This is a genomic window from Corynebacterium lowii (assembly GCF_001412085.1).
GTDB classification, from domain to species: Bacteria; Actinomycetota; Actinomycetes; order Mycobacteriales; family Mycobacteriaceae; genus Corynebacterium; species Corynebacterium lowii.
Genome location: NZ_LKEV01000002.1, coordinates 429,123 through 445,593, shown reverse-complemented (window position 1 = coordinate 445,593; position 16,471 = coordinate 429,123). Strand labels below are relative to the sequence as shown.

Genomic DNA, 16,471 nt, shown 5'->3' with positions numbered 1-16,471 from the left:
GCTTTTGTTTTATGGTTGGTCATATTACTCGACTGCGGTGCATTTATGAATGTAGTGCAGGGTGAGCGGAGTTGTGACCCTACCGCTACCTTGGCCTAATTGTGACAGGAATCCAGTATGATTCTGTACACTGCAAGAGCATGTCACTGAGTTCACTACGTATCCCACACGGAAAAATCCTCACCACGGAGCTGGAGATGGCCCCCTATACTGCCGATGCCTCCCAGGTCGCTCCCGAGGGCATGCCGCAGGCGGTGGTGGTTGCCCACTCCACCGAGGACGTTTCTGCTGCCCTGGCCTGGGCCAATGAATACGGAGTGAAAGTATCGGTGAGGGCTGGGGGAAGCGGGGTTTCCGGTGGGGCCTTGGCCTACTCGGGCGGATTGGTGATTGCCCTGCACGAGATGAATCAGATTATTGGGATTGACCCCGCCGCCAGGCTCGCCACGGTGGAGGCCGGTGTGCTCACCGCAGACCTTGACACCGCTGCCAGGGAGCACGGACTGTTCTTTGCCCCAGACCCCGCTAGCGCTGCAATCTCTACCGTGGGAGGCAATATTGCCACCAATGCCGGAGGATTGCGTTGCCTTGCCCACGGAGATACCGCTAAGGCCGTGGCGGAATTAAAGGTGGTTTTGGCTAATGGGGAGGTTATTACCACCGGGGCGCGCACGGTAAAGAACTCCACGGGTCTTAATCTCACCCAACTTTTTGTTGGTTCGGAGGGAACCCTGGGGATTATTACGCAGGCAACAGTGTGGCTCACCCCCGTTCAACCTGGACCGGCCCATACTTTCTTGGCGGCCTTTGATTCCCTTTCCGCTGCTGGGCAGGCAGTGGTGGAGATTGTGCGTTCTACGCAATTGGAAACCCTCGAACTCATTGATTCCACCATTGCCGCGATGGTGGAGGAATACCGACCTAGTGGTTTGCCGCAACCCGGTGCCGCCCTGCTCATCGGTCAGGCCTTGGGGCCGCAGGCACAACAATCGGTGGAAATAGCTGCGAAAATAAGCAGTGAAAAAGGCGCCGCCGAGGTGAATACCGGGGAGGGCGATGCTTTGCTCGAAGCACGCCGCTTAGCTTTACCCGCCATGCAGGCGCACGGAGAATGGGTGATGGGGGACGTCGGTGTGCCGGTGCCGCAATTGCCCGCCATGATTGAAGCCATTGGGTGCATTGAAAAGGAAGAACAAAGAGCGGTGCGGATTGTTGCTCACGCCGGTGATGGTAATTTGCACCCGATGGTGGCGGTAGATTCCGGCCAGCGCGAGCAAGCACAAGGCGTGGTGGATCGGATCGTGGAGGCAGCAGTAAACCTCGGCGGAGTGATCTCCGGGGAGCACGGAATTGGATTACTCAAGCAGCACGAACTCCACCGGCAATACGACGCCGCCACGCTGCGCACGCAGCACGCGATCAAGGCCGCGCTGGACCCGCGTAATATCCTCTCTCCGGGGCGGGCTATCTAATCATTCACCCCGTTCACGCAGATATTCCCCCAAATAGGGAATGGCAAAGTCCACGTATCCATATCCAGCCGGGGTGATAATGCCGCGTTCGATGAGGCGGCGTCGATAGGTGGACTGCTGGTTGGTGGGGATACCCATGCGTTCGGCCACGGAGCCGGTGGGGGTGGGGCCAGGGTTTTGCGCCATGATGTGCAGGTATTCGAGTTCGCGTGGGGGAAGTTCACGCAGCGCCGGGGTGTGAACCTGCATGCCCATGCGCTCTTTGACCAGGGGCAGACCCCGTTCAATATCCTGCGCGCTAATCTCGGTGCCCTCGCTGAGCGACCATCCCACGGAGCCGATGAGTTGCACCAGGTAGGGGTATCCGGCGGCGGCGTCGGTGGCCTCACGCAGGGCCGCAGTCTCAAAGTACTTGCCGCCACGTTCGGCGGTATCGGCCAGGGTGCGGCTGACCTCGGCGGCGTCGAGAGCACCGAGTTCGATGGGTACTGCGCGGCGCAGGAAGGTGGTGCCGGGGTGGGCGAGGAGTTCGGCTATCTCGAAGGGGAGCCCGGCCACGGTGAGCGCGATGGGGAGTTCATCGCGCACCACGTCCTGAATGGCGTCGGTGAGAATGTGCAGGTTATCGGGGGAGGCGGATTGTAATTCGTCGAGGGATAAAAAGAGCCCGCCGCCCTGGGCTTCGAGAGCCAGCACGGTTTCCCGCAGCAGGCTGTGCAGCGATTCCTGGTAGGGGTACGCGGTGGTGTGTTCGACGTTGAGCGAGCCAATCCCAGCGATGGAGCCTCCGGTGATGCGCGGGCGCTTATCCCCGTGGTGCAGCGCAGTGAGCAGCTTAGGCAGGTCAGTCCCGGTGAGTTTATCGAGCATGGTGGCCGAGGCCGTCACGCGCAGGGGAGTCCATCCGCGCGCCTGCGCCTCCTTTTCCAGGAGGTTGAGCAGCACCGTCTTACCCGTCCCGCGCGGCCCGCTGATGAGGGTGAAGCGGAAGGGGGAGCCGGGGCCTTCATCGAGGGCGAGAGATACTTGGGCGACGACGCTGGAGCGCCCGGCCACGATGGTGGGCACGATACCGAAGGTGGGGCGGAAGGGATTGCGCACGGCAGCCTCCAAAATCTTTGTACGATCTGTACGAACTATAGCACCCTGTACGATCTGTACGAACCTCTCAACCTTGTACGATCTGTACGAACTTGGGGTACGGGCGGCGTCGCTAAGCGGATAAGCCAAGAAGTATTCCCACGCCGTGTGTAATGTCTACCCCTTGTGGTAGAGATTCTGTTGATTTTGGCCGTGACCATTCTGGTCGCGGAATACGTGAGCGAGCGATTCTCGCTCAACGGCCCGCTGGTGCTCATGCTCAGCGGCGCGGCGATCTCCTTCATCCCCGTGATGGGGGAGGCGCGCGTGGAGCCGGAAGTGATCTTGGGGGTGTTCCTGCCGCTGCTGCTCTACTGGGAAGCGCTTAATATTTCGCTGTGCGGGATACGCCGTCAGTTGCGCGGGGTGTTGCTCAACGGCACGGTGGCGGTGATCGCGGTGACCGCCACCGTGGGCGGGGCGGCCACCTGGCTGGGCATGACGCTGGCGGTGGGGCTGCTCATCGGCGCGGCGATTGGGCCTACCGACGCCACCGTGGTGGCCGCCTTTGCCAAGGGTATTTCGCCGCGCGGGCTCATTGTGTTGAAGGCGGAATCGCTGATTAATGACGGCACGGCCCTGGTGCTTTTTGCCCTAGCGCTGATGTATGCCACCAACCCCGATGAGGTCACGGCGGGCACGGCGCTGTGGGACTTCGCCCTTTCTTTCGGCGGCGGTATTGCGGCGGGCCTGGTGGTGGGCTGGCTGGTATCCAAAGTGGCGCGGTTTGTGGATGATCCGATGCAGGGCAATATCTTCCGCATTATTGTTCCGCTGGTTACTTATGTGCTGGCGGAGGAGATTCACGGTTCGGGAATCGTGGCTGTGGTGGTGGCCGGGTTGTATATCGGCCAGGCGGGGCATCGCTTTATCACCGTGGGTTCGAGGGTTTTGGGCCGTCCTTTCTGGGCAGTGCTCACGCATATTCTTAATTCCTTGCTCTTTGTTTTGGCGGGCCTGGCGGTGCCGGGAATTGTGCGTTCCCTGGAATCGGATACGCTTTGGCACGCCACCGCCGTGGCTCTGGCCTTGTACGCGGTGATGATGCTTACCCGTTTCCTCTTTGGTGAGGTCATAATCCGCATTATTCGGGTGCTTGATCGCCGCCCGGCACAGAAATTGCGCCGCACTAATCTCCCGGAGCGCATGGTGATTACCGTGGCGGGTTTCCGCGGAGCGGTATCGCTGGCCGTCGCACTCTCGGTGCCGGAATCGGTACCGGGGCGCGATGTGGTGGTGTACGTGGTGGCACTCATCGTCTTTGCCTCCCTGCTCATTCAGGGTTTGCTTTTGCCCTGGTGCATTAAGTGGGTGCAGGCGCGCCCCAATGCGCTTTCCGATGCCGAGGCCGCCCGCGATGTACGCATGGCTCAGGAGGCGGGGCTGGAATCGAATACGGCGCTCATCGAACAATTGCCGCACCTGGCTCAAAAGGTGGGGGCCTCGAAGGAAGTGGAAGAAGATGTGTACCGGGAGCTTCACCTGCACCGCAAGCGCATGTTGGTGGAGCAAATAGAAGAGGGAGAAAACCTCGCGGAAGAGGAGCGCCGCGTGGTGGAATATCACCGGGCGGGAATGGAATTGCGCCTAGCGATTAATGCCCAGGCCAGGGAAAACCTGCTGCGCATGCACGGCGAGGGCAAGATTGATGAGGAAGTGCTCAATATTCTCACCGACCGCTTGGATATTGAGCAGTTGCGTATCGAAGGCCCGATGCGCTTGGAGTAGTAGCCCCAGCGGGGTTGTACCACCGGGGGCGTCGATAAGCCTTTTATTCGAAGTCCAGCTTGTAATTCTCCGGGCGCACCCAGCCGATCTTTTCAAAGATTTTGCTGAACACGATGGAGAGCACCAGGGGAAGCACAAAGAAGAGCACCGCAACGATGGCGATGTTGGCGGCGCTCCATCCCCAGCCCTCGTAGTTGAGGGCGGCCAGCGGCCCCATGAGACCGGAGACGCCGAAGCCCGCCGAGATGGGCGTGCCGGAGATACCCAGCAGGCCGCCGAGTGCACCCACGACGGCCGCCGTGCACATCATTGGCAGCATGGTGACGGGCCGTGACCACAGGTTAGCCATCTGCACCTTGGGGGAACCCAGAACGTGCAGGATGGAGGTGCCAAAGCCGTTGACCTTCCACCCGGCCACCATGAGGCCAAAGCCCGCGGCCGTCACGCCGAGGTTGGCCGTACCGGAGGAAACGCCCTCCATGAAGATGGCAGTGGCGATACCCACGGTGGAGATGGGGGAGACGATCATGACGGAGAAGAGCACCGCGAGCACCAGGCCCATGAGCACGGGCTGGAAGCCGGTGGCCCCATTGACGATGCTGCCGAGCCATTGTGTGAGCACCTTCACCGCCGGGTAGGTGACCATCGAGCCGATACCGCCGGCCACCAGCACCACGATCATGGAGAGCAGCAGGATCGTGTAATTCTTCAGCCGGTGCCCGATCACGGCCACCACGCCCACGGCCATTGCGGCGGTGAGCCCGGAGTTAATCACCAGGCCGGTGCCCTGGACGTGGAATCCGCCCTCGGGGTCGGCGGTGGCCACCCCGGAGCCAAGAATGGCGGCAATACCCACGGCGGCGGTTTGGATGGGGGTGAGCTTGAACTGCATGGCCACCATCACGCCGATGATGAGCGGCATCATGGAGGCGGTAAAGCTCACCATATTGATGATGTTGATGCCCTGGGGGAATACCGGCAGCAGCGCTTTAAAAAGCTCTCCCAGTAGCGCCTGGGGCACGAGGGATACCACCACGGCGATGGAAATGCCGTTGAGCACTTTGAGCGTGAAGTCTCCTACGGAGGTGGCATAAACCGCAGGCGTGGCGGGGGCGGCGGAGGGGGAATCAGCCATAAAAAATCCTTGAAATACGTCTAACAGTCGCATACGAACATACATGTTCCCGTAGGCGTGCTCATAGGCGGTGGATTATCTCTGTGCCGAGTTCGCCCCTGAGTGACGCGCTCAAAATATGCGCCTCAGATTATGTGCACAGATTATGCGTCCCAGATTATGCACTCGGAGGAGAAACCTCTTTATAGGTGCTGCCCCGATACGCTATCCGACGCAGCCCCTCCTCCAACGGGCCGCGCGGGCGCCAGCCCCGCCACAGGGAACAGGCCAGCAGGGAGAAACCGATGGAGCCGAGCCACCAGGCGGTGAGTTCATTCCCGCTCGGGAGTTTTTGAACGCCGGGATCGGATATGCCCGGCTCGAAGAGCATGGTGGATTCCACCTTCATGTACTCCTCCCAATCATGAGTACGCGCCACACGGTTGCGATACTCCTCGAAGTCCACGCCGGCATAGAGGTCAGCGGGCGAATCGGTATAGACGGCAGAATCGTCCTTCATGGATTGCTGGAAATCGAGATAACCACCCAAAGGGATAGCCGCGGTGAGCACGTGGGCCACATATACGGTAAGCGCCATGATGCCCAAGCTGCGCAGCGGGTACAGGGCCTTAGTGAGAATCTGCGGGCGAGTAACCAGCAGGCACAACCCGATGACTCCGGCCGACATGCCCCAGGAATACACCACGTCCAGGGGATTTTCCCCATGCCCCAACTCCCCGGTGAGGTGGCGTTGCCATACTCCGACGCCGCCTACGAGCAGGCCGATCACGGTGACGGGTACCGCGGCACGGGCGCCAGCGGAGAAAGCGCGGTAAAGCACCATGCCAAAAAGACCGTAGGCCAGCCAATTGAGAATGGGGTAAGCACCGGCTAATAGCGGACTTTCGATAACCGTCTCACCTATAGTGAGGTAGAAGCTCAAAGCGATGCCGAGCACAGGCAGTGCCACGGCAGCGGTCATCAGCCAGCAGGTGCGCCATCGGGTACAGGGGCCAAGCACCAGGTAGATCGCTCCAATAGAGCCGAGCACCACGGCGATGGCCACCTGCACGGTGGAAAGAATCATGCCGATTCCCACGAGTACCACGCCGCGAATCATGGCGCGGTGCCGGGCCTGGGCTAAAGCGGCGCCCCCGGTGGCGTCGGCCTTGCTATTCATCAAACTCAGCGATACCCCGGCGAGCACGGCAAAGAGCGCGGAGGGGAAACCATTGCTCAGAGCATTAACCCACGGGAGATCGGGACCCAGGTGCGCCGTCATCATGCCGATGATGGCCAGCGCCCGGGCGAGGTCAAAACCGTCAATGCGGGTGCGTGTGGAAGGAAAGGACATGGTACTTAAGGGTGGCATGAATGGCGCGGCAGCGCTAGCCCCTTTAGTAGAGGTATTTAGAAGCTAGAAGAACCGCCCCCGCCGCTAAAACCAGAGGAATAAGAGGTATTGGTGGAGCTGGACGAAGATTGCTGGGCTTGGTGAGTGGCCACGTTATTGCTGTGCCAGGAGGAAATAGCGTAGTAGGTCACAAAATCGCTGTAGCGATAGTCAGGGTCGTAGAGTCGGGGTTGACGCAGCGGTTCATAGTCCTTCACATCGGAAAGTTCGCGGCGCTTCATCTCTGCGAGTGCAGCCTGATAATCGTTGGTAATGCGCACCAGATCAGCCATGAAGGTGGGGTTTTCTACTTGTTGTGCTAACTGCTGAATACGCTGACCGATGGCCTCCAATTCCTTTTTAAGTTCGGTGCTCTTGGCCGCCAGTTTGGCCTTGCGCACGTCCCCGCGCAGGTCCTCTAGATCGGATTGGCGGGTGGTCACATCACCTTGTTCGAGATTGAAGAGGCGGTCGATATTCTCCTCGGCCGTTTCTATCTGTGTCACGGTGGTGGCGGCTGTGGCGATGGTGGAGTGCTGTTTTGCCATCACTTTATCGTCGCCGGTATTAAGAGAACTCAGCCCGCCAGCGCCGGATATTTGCTCGTCAAGAGCTAGAAAGCGATCGCGTACCTCGGCCCATTGCTGGCGCAATTGCTTATCGGCAAAGGAGCTGCTTAGTGAGTTTGCTCGGATGTCTATGCTGTCGAGGCGTTGGGCGATCTCCCCGTAATTGTTCAGTACATGGTCGAGGTCTGAGCGGGCCTCCTCCGATTTCTTTCTGCGGGTGTTGCGGCTTACCGTTAGGACGGAGCCCACCCCACCTACCAAGGCAGAGGTTCCCAACCCGGCCCCGACACTGGCGGCTGTGCGATCTCCCACGGCATCGTCATAAAGGCGCTGTTCTAGGGCGGCTACGTCGGTGGCGGTTTGAGCAGAGTTGAAAAGCCCGGCGGGGATATTGCCGTCTGCTACGCCGGGTTTCATGGCGTCGAGGGCTGTATCTAAGGATGTCCCGCCCCAGAGGTCGAGGGCATCGCACACATCATTGCCGCAGCCGATGAAGGCATTGCGGGGAGAAAGGCCTACACCCACGATGAGGATGCCATCAGCGTAGTGGTCATCATCGGGGGCGATAAGTTCGGGGCGGTGGTCGCGAACGTGATTTTCTAACGAGTCCAGCACGTTTTCTTTGTTGTTCTCAAAGACCACGTAGTACAAGCCGGTGACTACGGCGGGTACCTGGAGGCGCTGGGCGTCGCTTTCCATGCGAGCTTCGTCCTCGGCGCTAAGCACATCCTGCGGGTCGTCGATAGTAAGGGATACCTGGTGAGGTTCTAGTTGCTCACGGGGAACGCTAATCTGCTGGCCGTATTCCGGGGGGGCTGAACCGCCCAGGTAGCCATGCCAGCACCTACACCCGTGAGTGCGGCGGCGCTGAGTGCCGCGATGATTCCTTTTCCGAGCCTGTTATCGCGTGGCATGGGGCCAGGCTATCGTAGAAAGATCGAAAAACTGAACGGTATGTTCTATCTAGACAGATTCGTCTATGATGAATCCGATCATTCCTACCCGGACAGAAAGGCCAGCCATGATTCTCACGGGCCTAGCCCTGGGCGCCGTCCTCGGCGCGGTGATGCAGCGCGGACGCTTCTGCGTGACCGGCATGTTGCGCGATATTTTCCTGCAACGCACCTGGCGGGGCTTTACCGGCCTGCTCATCGTTATCTCCGTGCACGCGGTGGGCCTGGCGGCGTTGAGTAGCCTGGGCGTGATCGCCCCGGAGTATGACGATCTCGCCCCGCTGGCCGTGATCCTCGGTGGGCTCATCTTCGGCCTGGGCATTGTGCTGGCGGGCGGTTGCGCCTCGGGCACCTGGTACCGCTCGGCAGAGGGCCTGGTGGGGTCCTGGATTGCGCTGGGCACTTACGCGCTCTCGGCGGCGGCAATGAAGGCCGGGGCGCTGCGCGGCTTCAACGAGGCCTTACATTCCCGCACGCTGCCCCTGCGCAGCCTGCCGGAAACCCTGGGTCTTTCTCCCTGGTGGTTCGCCCTGGCACTCAGCGCGGGCACGGTGGTGCTGGTGCGCCGCTTCCTCGCCACGGAAAAGCCCCTGCCCGCACTCCACCGCGAGCGCTGGAAGCGTCCCCTGCACCTCTATACCGCCGCCGTGCTCATCGGTCTGCTCGGCGTGATCGCTTGGCCGCTCTCGGCGGCCACCGGTCGCAACGACGGCCTGGGCATCACCACTCCCACCTCCAATATCCTGCGTTACGCCGTCACGGGTGATACGCAGCGCGTGGACTGGGGTGTGATGCTCGTGCTCGGTATCTTCGCCGGGGCCTTCGTGGCGGCCAAGCTCACCGGGGAGTTCCGCGTGCGCGTGCCCGATGCCACCGCGGCCACCCGCGCGGTCGTCGGCGGCTTGGCGATGGGCGTGGGTGCCTCGTTGGCCGGCGGCTGCACCGTGGGCAACGGAATGGTGCAAACCTCCCTTTTTACCTATCAGGGCTGGTTGGCACTGCTTTTCATCGCGCTCGGCGTGGGGCTGGGGGCAAAGCTGTGGTTGCGCCCGGCTGCCCCGCGCCCCGCTTCTACTATCGACGCCCCGGCTACCGCAGTAGCCGCCACCCCCGCAGTGTCCGGCCTCATCACCCTGGGCGGCGGGGCGGCGCAGGAGCAGGGCTACGGGGGCGTCGCCACGCTGGCTCCCGGACGCTACCGCCTGGATACTTTTGGTGCGGTGTGCCCCTTCCCACTCATTGAGGCCAAGGAGGCCATGAAGGCCCTGGCATCGGGGGAGGAATTGGTGATTGACTTTGATTGCACCCAGGCCACCGATTCCATTCCCCGCTGGGCCGCCGAGGACGGTCACGAGGTGGTGAACTTCGAGGAGCGCGGCGAGGCTGGGTGGAGCATCACACTGCGCAAGGGGGCGGTGTTGGGAACGTAGTGCGCCCGCACCGGGTGGGTTACACTCTGGTGGTATGGAGCCCTGGATGGATCGGGAGCAGGTATTGCTCTCTGGAGCGGAAGCCCACGAGTTCGATCAGATGATGGGGATTTTCGAGGTGCCGGAGGAACACCTGCTGGACCTTTCCCTGCTGCCGCGTATTTATTCCAGCTAGGGGCACAAGCATGGCGCGAAAAATCATTCTCGATTGCGACCCCGGCCACGACGATGCCGTCGCCATCCTCCTCGCCGCAGGCAACCCCGCTATCGACCTGGTGGGTATTACCACCATTGGCGGCAATCAGACCCTAGAGAAGGTCACCTTCAACGCCCGGCAGGTGATGACCATTGCCGGGCTTATCGACGTCCCCCTGCACGCCGGTTGCACGCGCCCCCTGGTGCGCCCGGTGGAGGTGGCCGCCGATGTCCACGGCGATTCCGGTATGGAGATTCACGGCTTTGAATTGCCAGACCCGCGCGTTTCCGTGGAGCAGGCGCATGCCGTGGACTTCATTATTGATACGGTGATGAGCCACGAACCGGGCACCATCACCCTGGTGCCTACTGGTCCGCTGACCAACATTGCGATGGCCGCGCGCAAGGAACCGCGCATCGTGGAGCGGGTGCGCGAGGTGGTACTCATGGGCGGCGGTTATCACGAGGGCAATAAAACGGCCACGGCGGAGTTCAATATCTCCGTGGACCCCGAGGCCGCGCACATCGTATTCAACGAATCCTGGCCCGTGGTGATGGTGGGCCTCGACCTCACCCACCAGGCCCTTGCCACCCGCGAGGTGGAGGAGCGCTTTGCCCAGCTGGGTACTCAGGCCGGGGACTTTGTGGTGGGCCTGTGCGGTTTCTTCCGTGAGGCTTACCGCCAGGCCCAGGGTTTCGACGACCCTCCGGTGCACGACCCCTGTACCATCGCCTACCTCATCGACCCCGCCGTGGTGAGCACCGTGAAGGTGCCCCTGGATGTGGAACTGCGTGGGGCGCTCACCACCGGCATGACGGTGGCGGATTTCCGAGCCCCCGCGCCCGAGGACTGCCACACCTCCGTGGCGGTGCGCCTGGACCACGAGAGGTTCTGGAACCTGGTGGTGGAGGCCGTGCGCGTTCTTTAGCGGCGGAAGTCCTGCACTTTCACCCGCTTCTTCTCGATGAAGTCCCAGGCCTCCACGCGCACGCGATCGTGATAAATACGCACCCGCAGCCCGGAGGAGGCCGGGCCGTCAAGGATCGTCTCGTCGTGATCGTCCTCGGGCATATAGGCGTTGAGGATTGCCCCGGTATTGACCACCGGAAAACCCCGCTTGCCCGCCTCACCCGTGCCCGCGTAGCGGCGCATACCCCACCAATCGTGCTGGTGGAGCAGGGAGGCGTGGCTGTGGGAGGTGAACATCACCTGGTGGGTGTACTTGCTCAGCACATTGGAAAGGGCCTCTAGGTCCTCGTAGTCATTCTGATACCACGCGCTGTGAGACATAGAGACGGTATTGGGTAGCAGGTAGTGGGCAAAGAGCAACACCGGCTGGCCCTGATCGCGCCAGTGGGCGAGGCGTTCATCGAGCCAGGAGAGTTGTTCAGGGGAGAGCCGCACGAAGGGTTCTTTACCGTCGCGGTCCACATCGGAGTAGTACTCGGAATTGATGGTGAGCAAGGGAATACCGTTTACCAGTATCTCCTGCCAGAGCCCCTGGCTGCGTGAATAATCCAAAAAGCGCTGGATATAGGTTTGCGAGCCCTCATCGCCATACATCTCGTGGTTTCCGGCGGTCATGATGGTATTTCCCGAGGTATGAGGGGTGCGCCGGGCGGCGGCGGTGAACTCCTCCCAGAGTTCCCGGCTGCCCTTATCCACGGCATCGCCATTAATCACTAGCGCCTGGGCGGGTTCGGGCATGGCGTTGAGCTGGCGCACGGCGTCCTCATAATCGGCAATATCGCCCTGGATATCGGAGAGAACATCAATGATGGCCACCGGCTCGTGCGCGGGTTCTGCCAGCGGCAGGGTGACGGCCACGTTATCAATGGCCCAGAACCAATCATCATTGCCGCCGAGGTAATGAAAACCCAGGCGCAGCGTGGTGGCCCCGGTGGGAAGGGGAAGGCGCAGCGCCTCGTGGGAGGAAATGCGATCTTCTTCCAAGCGCAGAATCTCGCGCTCCTCATTGTCATCGAGTGTGGCGGTCACCACGGCGCGCTGGCCCTTTTTACCCTGGCGATAGTGGGAATCGAACTCCACCACCACCTCCGCGTGGCCTGTGACCTCAATAGCGGGGGAGAAGAGGTGGGCGTTCATGGAATCGGTGGAATTAAGGCGCTGCTGCTTGGAATCAATGATCGCCACCTGCTCATAACCCCGGGTGAACCACTGCCTTTTATCCGTGCCCGCAGCCCAGGTCCAATCCCTGATGGTGGCCAGCGTCCAACCCTCCCAGTGCTTCTCCCCGGAGGTCACTCCCTCCACCGTGTTCGTCCAGCCCTCGGGCAGGCGATGCGTGAAGGAGGCGGGGTTGGTTACTTCGTCGAAGCCCTCGCTAAAGAGGACGTGCTGCTGCGGTGTGGTTGCGGTGGCGTCGGTAGTGGCGGAGGCAGAGGAGAGCGGGGCCTTGCCGAGCAAGGGGAATCAACCAGCCGCAGCGGCGGCTTTGAGGACGGTACGGCGTTTCACCGGGGAACCTCCGGGGGATGGGCGGTGTGGGACGGTACAGATTATCGCAGCCATAGGAGAATCCCAGGTGAATGGCAGGGGAACAGTGGGTGAAGATTGCGGCCAAATCACTCAGTGAGAACGGTCCAAATCACTCAATAAAACCCGTCCAAATGACTCAGTAGAAACGGTCCAAACCACTCAGTATGCTATCCTGAGCAGCGGAGATAGCCTATCGAGGGAGGGTGCGTGACCCACGATTATTTACCCCGTATTGCGGACGCCAGGTTAGCCCAGGCCTTGGCCACGAGCGGGGCGGTACAGGTCAAAGGGCCTAAGTGGTGCGGCAAGACGGAAACGGCCCTGCAACAGGCAAGCAGCGTTATCTACCTCCAAGACCCCGATTACTCCGCCTCCTACTTGGCCCTGGCGGATGCGAAACCCTCCAAACTCTTAGAGGGTGCTACCCCACGGCTCATTGACGAGTGGCAAATGGCCCCGCAACTCTGGGACGCCGTGCGCTTTGCCGTGGACCGCAGGCGCACCTCTGGCCAATTCATTCTGACGGGATCGAGCACCCCCACGGTCAGCCCGGCTCACTCGGGAGTGGGGCGCATCACGAGTTTTGTCATGCGGCCCATGACGCTCCACGAATCGCAGGAATCCTCGGGTGATGTGTCCTTAGCGGAGCTCTTCGACGCACCGGGTGAGGCTATCGGCGGTATCTCTCCCCTGGACGTGGAGGATATGGCGCAGATTCTCTGCCGGGGTGGCTGGCCCGCCGCCATTACCACAGGGCAGAGCAATCGTTCGCCTGATCTTGCCCGCGCCTACATCGATGGCCTGGTGGAATCGGATATTTCCCGCATTGATGGGGTGAATCGCAACGCCACGCGGGTCCGCGCACTCATGCGCTCCTACGCTCGCCACATATCCACGCAGGCATCGCAGGCGACGATGGCGGCGGACCTAGCTGTCAATGATGAGGCGATGTCTCCCAACACCGTGAGTGACTACCTCGACGCCCTTGCTCGGGCCTACATCACCGATGAACTAGAGGCGTGGAATCCGGCGCTGCGCTCCAAGACCGCCGTGCGCACCAGCCCCACGAGGCACTTTGTGGATCCCTCCGTGGGGACCGCCCTCATGCGGGCCACCGCGGCGAATCTACTGCACGATATGGAGGCATACGGTTTGCTCTTTGAATCGCTTTGTGTGCGTGACCTGCGCGTTTACGCCGAGGCGATGGACGGCAGTCTCTTCCATTACCGGGATAAAACAGGCCTGGAGGCCGATGCCGTGGTGGTGCTTGCCGACGGCCGCTGGGCTCCGGTGGAGGTCAAACTGGGCGAGCGGCAGGTGGACGAGGCGGCTGCGAATCTACAGAAACTAGCTGAGCGCGTGGATACCTCTCGCATGGGTGCTCCGTCCTTCCTCATGGTCGTGACCGGAGGAAAGGCCGCCTACCGCCGCGATGATGGTGTGCTTGTCGTGCCCCTGGCTTGCTTGCGCCCCTGAGACTATCCCGGCAACTCGTCCTCCATCCCCGGATAAGAGGCCTGTGCCCCGTGCCCCGTGGCCGCGTAGGCGCCCACGCGGGCGGCGTGATGGGCGGCGTCGATAAGCGAGGAACCGCGAGCCAAGCGGGCGGCAAGGGCACCGGCAAAGGCATCGCCCGCCCCCGTGGTATCCACCGGGGTGATGGTGGGTGTGGGAATGGGCGTGACCTCCTGGCCTTGGGCCACGAGCGCGCCCTTGGCGCCCAGGGTGAGCACCACGCTGGCAAAGCCCGCACGCAGCAGGTCGCGGGCGAGGTCTGCGGGGTCCTCCGAGGTGCTGGGGGAGCCTAGTTGTTCCAGAATCAACCCGGCCTCGTGCTCATTGGCCACCAGGGGATCGGCCTGTACCAGGGCCTCACGCGGCACCGGCACCACCGGGGCGAGATTGACCACCACGCGGGTGTTTTCTCCTGCGGAGTCGATGGCGCGGGCAAAACCCTCGGCGGGAATCTCGCCCTGGAGCAGCAGCACGGCGGCCTCTTTAATGGTGGCGGCGTGCCCGCCCACGTACTCGCTGTTCACGGCGGCATTCGCACCGGGCACCACGATGATGGAGTTCTCCCCATCGGCGGAAACGGTAATCACCGCCAGGCCCGTGGGACCCTCCACCTCTGCTACGGCGGCGAGGTCCACTCCGGAGGAACGCAGGTACTCGGTGGCGGGCCGAGCATAGGCATCGCCGCCCACCGCGCCGATGAGGGCCACCTCTGCGTCTTGGAGGGCGGCGGCCACGGCCTGATTGGCTCCCTTGCCCCCGGCGGAAATCTCGCCGCCGCTGCCCGCCAGGGTTTCGCCCGGGTGGGGGTGGCGGTGAACGTGAACGGTGAGGTCGGCATTGATGGAGCCAACCACCACAACCTTCTTAGACAACTTCTTCTCCCTTCCTGGCGGAGGTGTGCGGTCTGCGGCGTCGTACGGCCCGGGGTGCGGCGCCCCAAGCAATGCACCGTTTGCGTGCGGCATACCCAGCACAGCACTACCTGCACAGCCTAGCGGGGGAGCGTGGCGGGTGATCTCGGGGAATGAGGCGGGGAGCCAGGAAATGAAGGAAAAGGCTCGGTGAACGGCGTTTATCAACGCTTCACCGAGCCTTTTGCTCACCTCAAAGAGGACTTACACAAACCCTCCGCGATCCTCGCGCACATCAAAGTCAATCTGGCGCGGGTTCAGGCGGTTGAGCTGGGTCACGTGCTGCGGGCCGAGTTCCTCCACGGAGGAAACCTGGAGCAGCTGCATGGTGCGGCGCACCTGGCTGGCCAGAATCTCGATGGTGCGGTCCACACCGGCCTCGCCACCGGCCATGAGGCCGTAGAGGTAGGCGCGGCCAATGAAGGTGAACTTCGCACCCATCGCCAGGGCGGCCACGATGTCCGCACCGTGCATGATGCCGGTGTCCATCGCCACGTCCAGGTCGGAGCCGACTTCGCGCACCACCTCGGGCAGGAGGTGGAAGGGCACGGGGGCGCGGTCGAGCTGGCGGCCACCGTGGTTGGACAGGATGATGCCGTCCACGCCCAGGTCCGCGAGCTTCTTGGAATCCTCAAGGTTCTGCACGCCCTTGACCACGAGCTTGCCGGGCCACAGGGAGCGAATCTCGTCGAGGTCATCGAACTTGATGGTGGGATCCATCGCGTTATTGAGCAGCTCGCCCACGGTGCCACCCGTGGTGGTTAGGGAGGCGAACTCCAGCGGCGGGGTGGTCAGGAAGTCCCACCACCACCAGGGGCGCGGAATGGCGTTGAGCACCGTGCCCAGGGAGATCTGCGGGGGAATGGAGAAACCATTGCGAGCATCGCGCAGGCGGGCACCGGCCACCGGGGTATCCACGGTGAAGAAGAGGGTGTCAAAGCCCGCCTTGGCGGCGCGCTCCACCAGGCCGTAGGAGATGGAGCGATCGCGCATCACATAGAGCTGGAACATGTTGCGCCCGTGCGGGTTGGCCTTCTTCACGTCCTCGATGGAGGTGGTGCCCAGGGTGGACAGGGCGAAGGGGATACCCGCGCGCCCGGCTGCGGAAGCACCGGCTACCTCGCCCTCGGTCTGCATGAGGCGGGTAAAGCCGGTGGGGGCGATGCCGAAGGGCAGGGAGGAGGGGCCGCCGAAAATCTCGGTGGAGGTATCCAGCTGGGAAACGTCCTTGAGAATGGAGGGGTGGAACTCCACGTCCTTGAAGGCCTGGCGGGCGCGGTTCATGGAGATCTCGTCATCGGCGGCGCCGTCGGTGTAGTCGAAGGCGGCGGCGGGGGTGCGTCGCTTAGCGATCACGCGCAGATCGTCAATGGTCTGCGCTTTGCTGAGTCGTGCGCGCTTGAGGTTCAGATCGGGGGTCTTGAACTTCAGCAGATCAAAGATCTCGCTGGGGTTGGGCACTTGCCGTGGGATATGAGCCATGTTGCTACCGGCACTCCTTGTTGAGAATAATCTTCCTTTTGCATTTTATCCCAGTGTGGGGCGTTTAAG

At 62.0% G+C, this 16,471-nt stretch carries 13 protein-coding genes; 6 read left to right on the top strand and 7 right to left on the bottom strand.

Annotated features, from left to right (window positions below):
• Nucleotides 1–140: 140 nt before the first annotated feature.
• Entirely contained in the window at nt 141–1,472 is a 1,332-nt protein-coding gene (locus Clow_RS05415; RefSeq protein WP_055177399.1) for an FAD-binding oxidoreductase, read from the top strand.
• Here Clow_RS05415 and Clow_RS05410 read toward each other — a convergent pair whose 3' ends face one another.
• On the bottom strand, nt 1,473–2,573 hold the full coding sequence (locus Clow_RS05410; protein WP_069724580.1) for an ATP-binding protein: 1,101 nt from the start codon (nt 2,571–2,573) through the stop codon (nt 1,473–1,475).
• A 165-nt stretch (nt 2,574–2,738) separates the two neighbouring features.
• Here Clow_RS05410 and Clow_RS05405 point away from each other — a divergent pair, with 165 nt between their 5' ends.
• Entirely contained in the window at nt 2,739–4,340 is a 1,602-nt protein-coding gene (locus Clow_RS05405; protein ID WP_055177398.1) for a Na+/H+ antiporter, read from the top strand.
• 43 nt (nt 4,341–4,383) lie between these two features.
• Here Clow_RS05405 and Clow_RS05400 read toward each other — a convergent pair whose 3' ends face one another.
• From Clow_RS05400 to Clow_RS05390, 3 genes are all read right to left on the bottom strand, one after another.
• Entirely contained in the window at nt 4,384–5,475 is a 1,092-nt protein-coding gene (locus Clow_RS05400) for a PTS sugar transporter subunit IIC (protein ID WP_055177396.1), read from the bottom strand.
• Nucleotides 5,476–5,632: 157 nt separating this feature from the next.
• Nucleotides 5,633–6,808 carry a heparan-alpha-glucosaminide N-acetyltransferase domain-containing protein gene (locus Clow_RS05395; RefSeq protein ID WP_055177394.1) on the bottom strand — a complete coding sequence of 392 codons (1,176 nt, stop codon included), beginning with the start codon at nt 6,806–6,808 and terminating at the stop codon, nt 5,633–5,635.
• A gap of 56 nt (nt 6,809–6,864) precedes the next feature.
• On the bottom strand, nt 6,865–8,142 hold the full coding sequence (locus Clow_RS05390; RefSeq protein ID WP_055177392.1) for a hypothetical protein: 1,278 nt from the start codon (nt 8,140–8,142) through the stop codon (nt 6,865–6,867).
• Between the two features lie 295 nt (nt 8,143–8,437).
• Here Clow_RS05390 and Clow_RS05385 point away from each other — a divergent pair, with 295 nt between their 5' ends.
• The 3 genes from Clow_RS05385 to uriH are packed head-to-tail and all read left to right on the top strand — an operon-like array spanning nt 8,438 to nt 10,923.
• Nucleotides 8,438–9,799 carry a YeeE/YedE thiosulfate transporter family protein gene (locus Clow_RS05385; protein ID WP_055177390.1) on the top strand — a complete coding sequence of 454 codons (1,362 nt, stop codon included), beginning with the start codon at nt 8,438–8,440 and terminating at the stop codon, nt 9,797–9,799.
• A 34-nt stretch (nt 9,800–9,833) separates the two neighbouring features.
• Nucleotides 9,834–9,974, top strand: coding sequence for a hypothetical protein (locus Clow_RS11900; RefSeq protein WP_169332514.1), 141 nt, complete (start codon nt 9,834–9,836; stop codon nt 9,972–9,974).
• A gap of 10 nt (nt 9,975–9,984) precedes the next feature.
• Nucleotides 9,985–10,923, top strand: coding sequence for a uridine-preferring nucleoside hydrolase UriH (gene uriH / locus Clow_RS05380; RefSeq protein WP_055177387.1), 939 nt, complete (start codon nt 9,985–9,987; stop codon nt 10,921–10,923).
• Here uriH and Clow_RS05375 read toward each other — a convergent pair.
• A complete protein-coding gene (locus Clow_RS05375; protein WP_055177385.1) occupies nt 10,920–12,422 on the bottom strand; it encodes a metallophosphoesterase family protein in 1,503 nt (500 codons plus the stop codon). The two genes, uriH and Clow_RS05375, sit on opposite strands and share 4 nt — an antisense overlap.
• Before the next feature lie 279 nt (nt 12,423–12,701).
• Between Clow_RS05375 and Clow_RS05370 the strand changes: the two genes are divergently transcribed.
• Entirely contained in the window at nt 12,702–13,970 is a 1,269-nt protein-coding gene (locus Clow_RS05370) for an ATP-binding protein (protein WP_156334659.1), read from the top strand.
• Nucleotides 13,971–13,972: 2 nt separating this feature from the next.
• Here Clow_RS05370 and Clow_RS05365 read toward each other — a convergent pair whose 3' ends face one another.
• Together Clow_RS05365 and Clow_RS05360 are read right to left on the bottom strand one after the other, a co-directional pair.
• Entirely contained in the window at nt 13,973–14,881 is a 909-nt protein-coding gene (locus tag Clow_RS05365) for a ribokinase (RefSeq protein WP_055177379.1), read from the bottom strand.
• A 243-nt stretch (nt 14,882–15,124) separates the two neighbouring features.
• On the bottom strand, nt 15,125–16,402 hold the full coding sequence (locus Clow_RS05360) for an alpha-hydroxy acid oxidase (RefSeq protein ID WP_055177376.1): 1,278 nt from the start codon (nt 16,400–16,402) through the stop codon (nt 15,125–15,127).
• Nucleotides 16,403–16,471: the final 69 nt, after the last annotated feature.

What these genes read in the sequence shown, in the direction of transcription:
- Clow_RS05415 (WP_055177399.1), top strand. Translation starts at nt 141, where the DNA reads ATGTCACTGAGTTCACTACGTATCCCACACGGAAAAATCCTCACCACG.
- uriH (WP_055177387.1), top strand. Translation starts at nt 9,985, where the DNA reads ATGGCGCGAAAAATCATTCTCGATTGCGACCCCGGCCACGACGATGCC.
- Clow_RS05385 (WP_055177390.1), top strand. Translation starts at nt 8,438, where the DNA reads ATGATTCTCACGGGCCTAGCCCTGGGCGCCGTCCTCGGCGCGGTGATG.
- Clow_RS05400 (WP_055177396.1), bottom strand. Translation starts at nt 5,475, where the DNA reads ATGGCTGATTCCCCCTCCGCCGCCCCCGCCACGCCTGCGGTTTATGCC.
- Clow_RS05395 (WP_055177394.1), bottom strand. Translation starts at nt 6,808, where the DNA reads ATGTCCTTTCCTTCCACACGCACCCGCATTGACGGTTTTGACCTCGCC.
- Clow_RS05360 (WP_055177376.1), bottom strand. Translation starts at nt 16,402, where the DNA reads ATGGCTCATATCCCACGGCAAGTGCCCAACCCCAGCGAGATCTTTGAT.
- Clow_RS11900 (WP_169332514.1), top strand. Translation starts at nt 9,834, where the DNA reads ATGGAGCCCTGGATGGATCGGGAGCAGGTATTGCTCTCTGGAGCGGAA.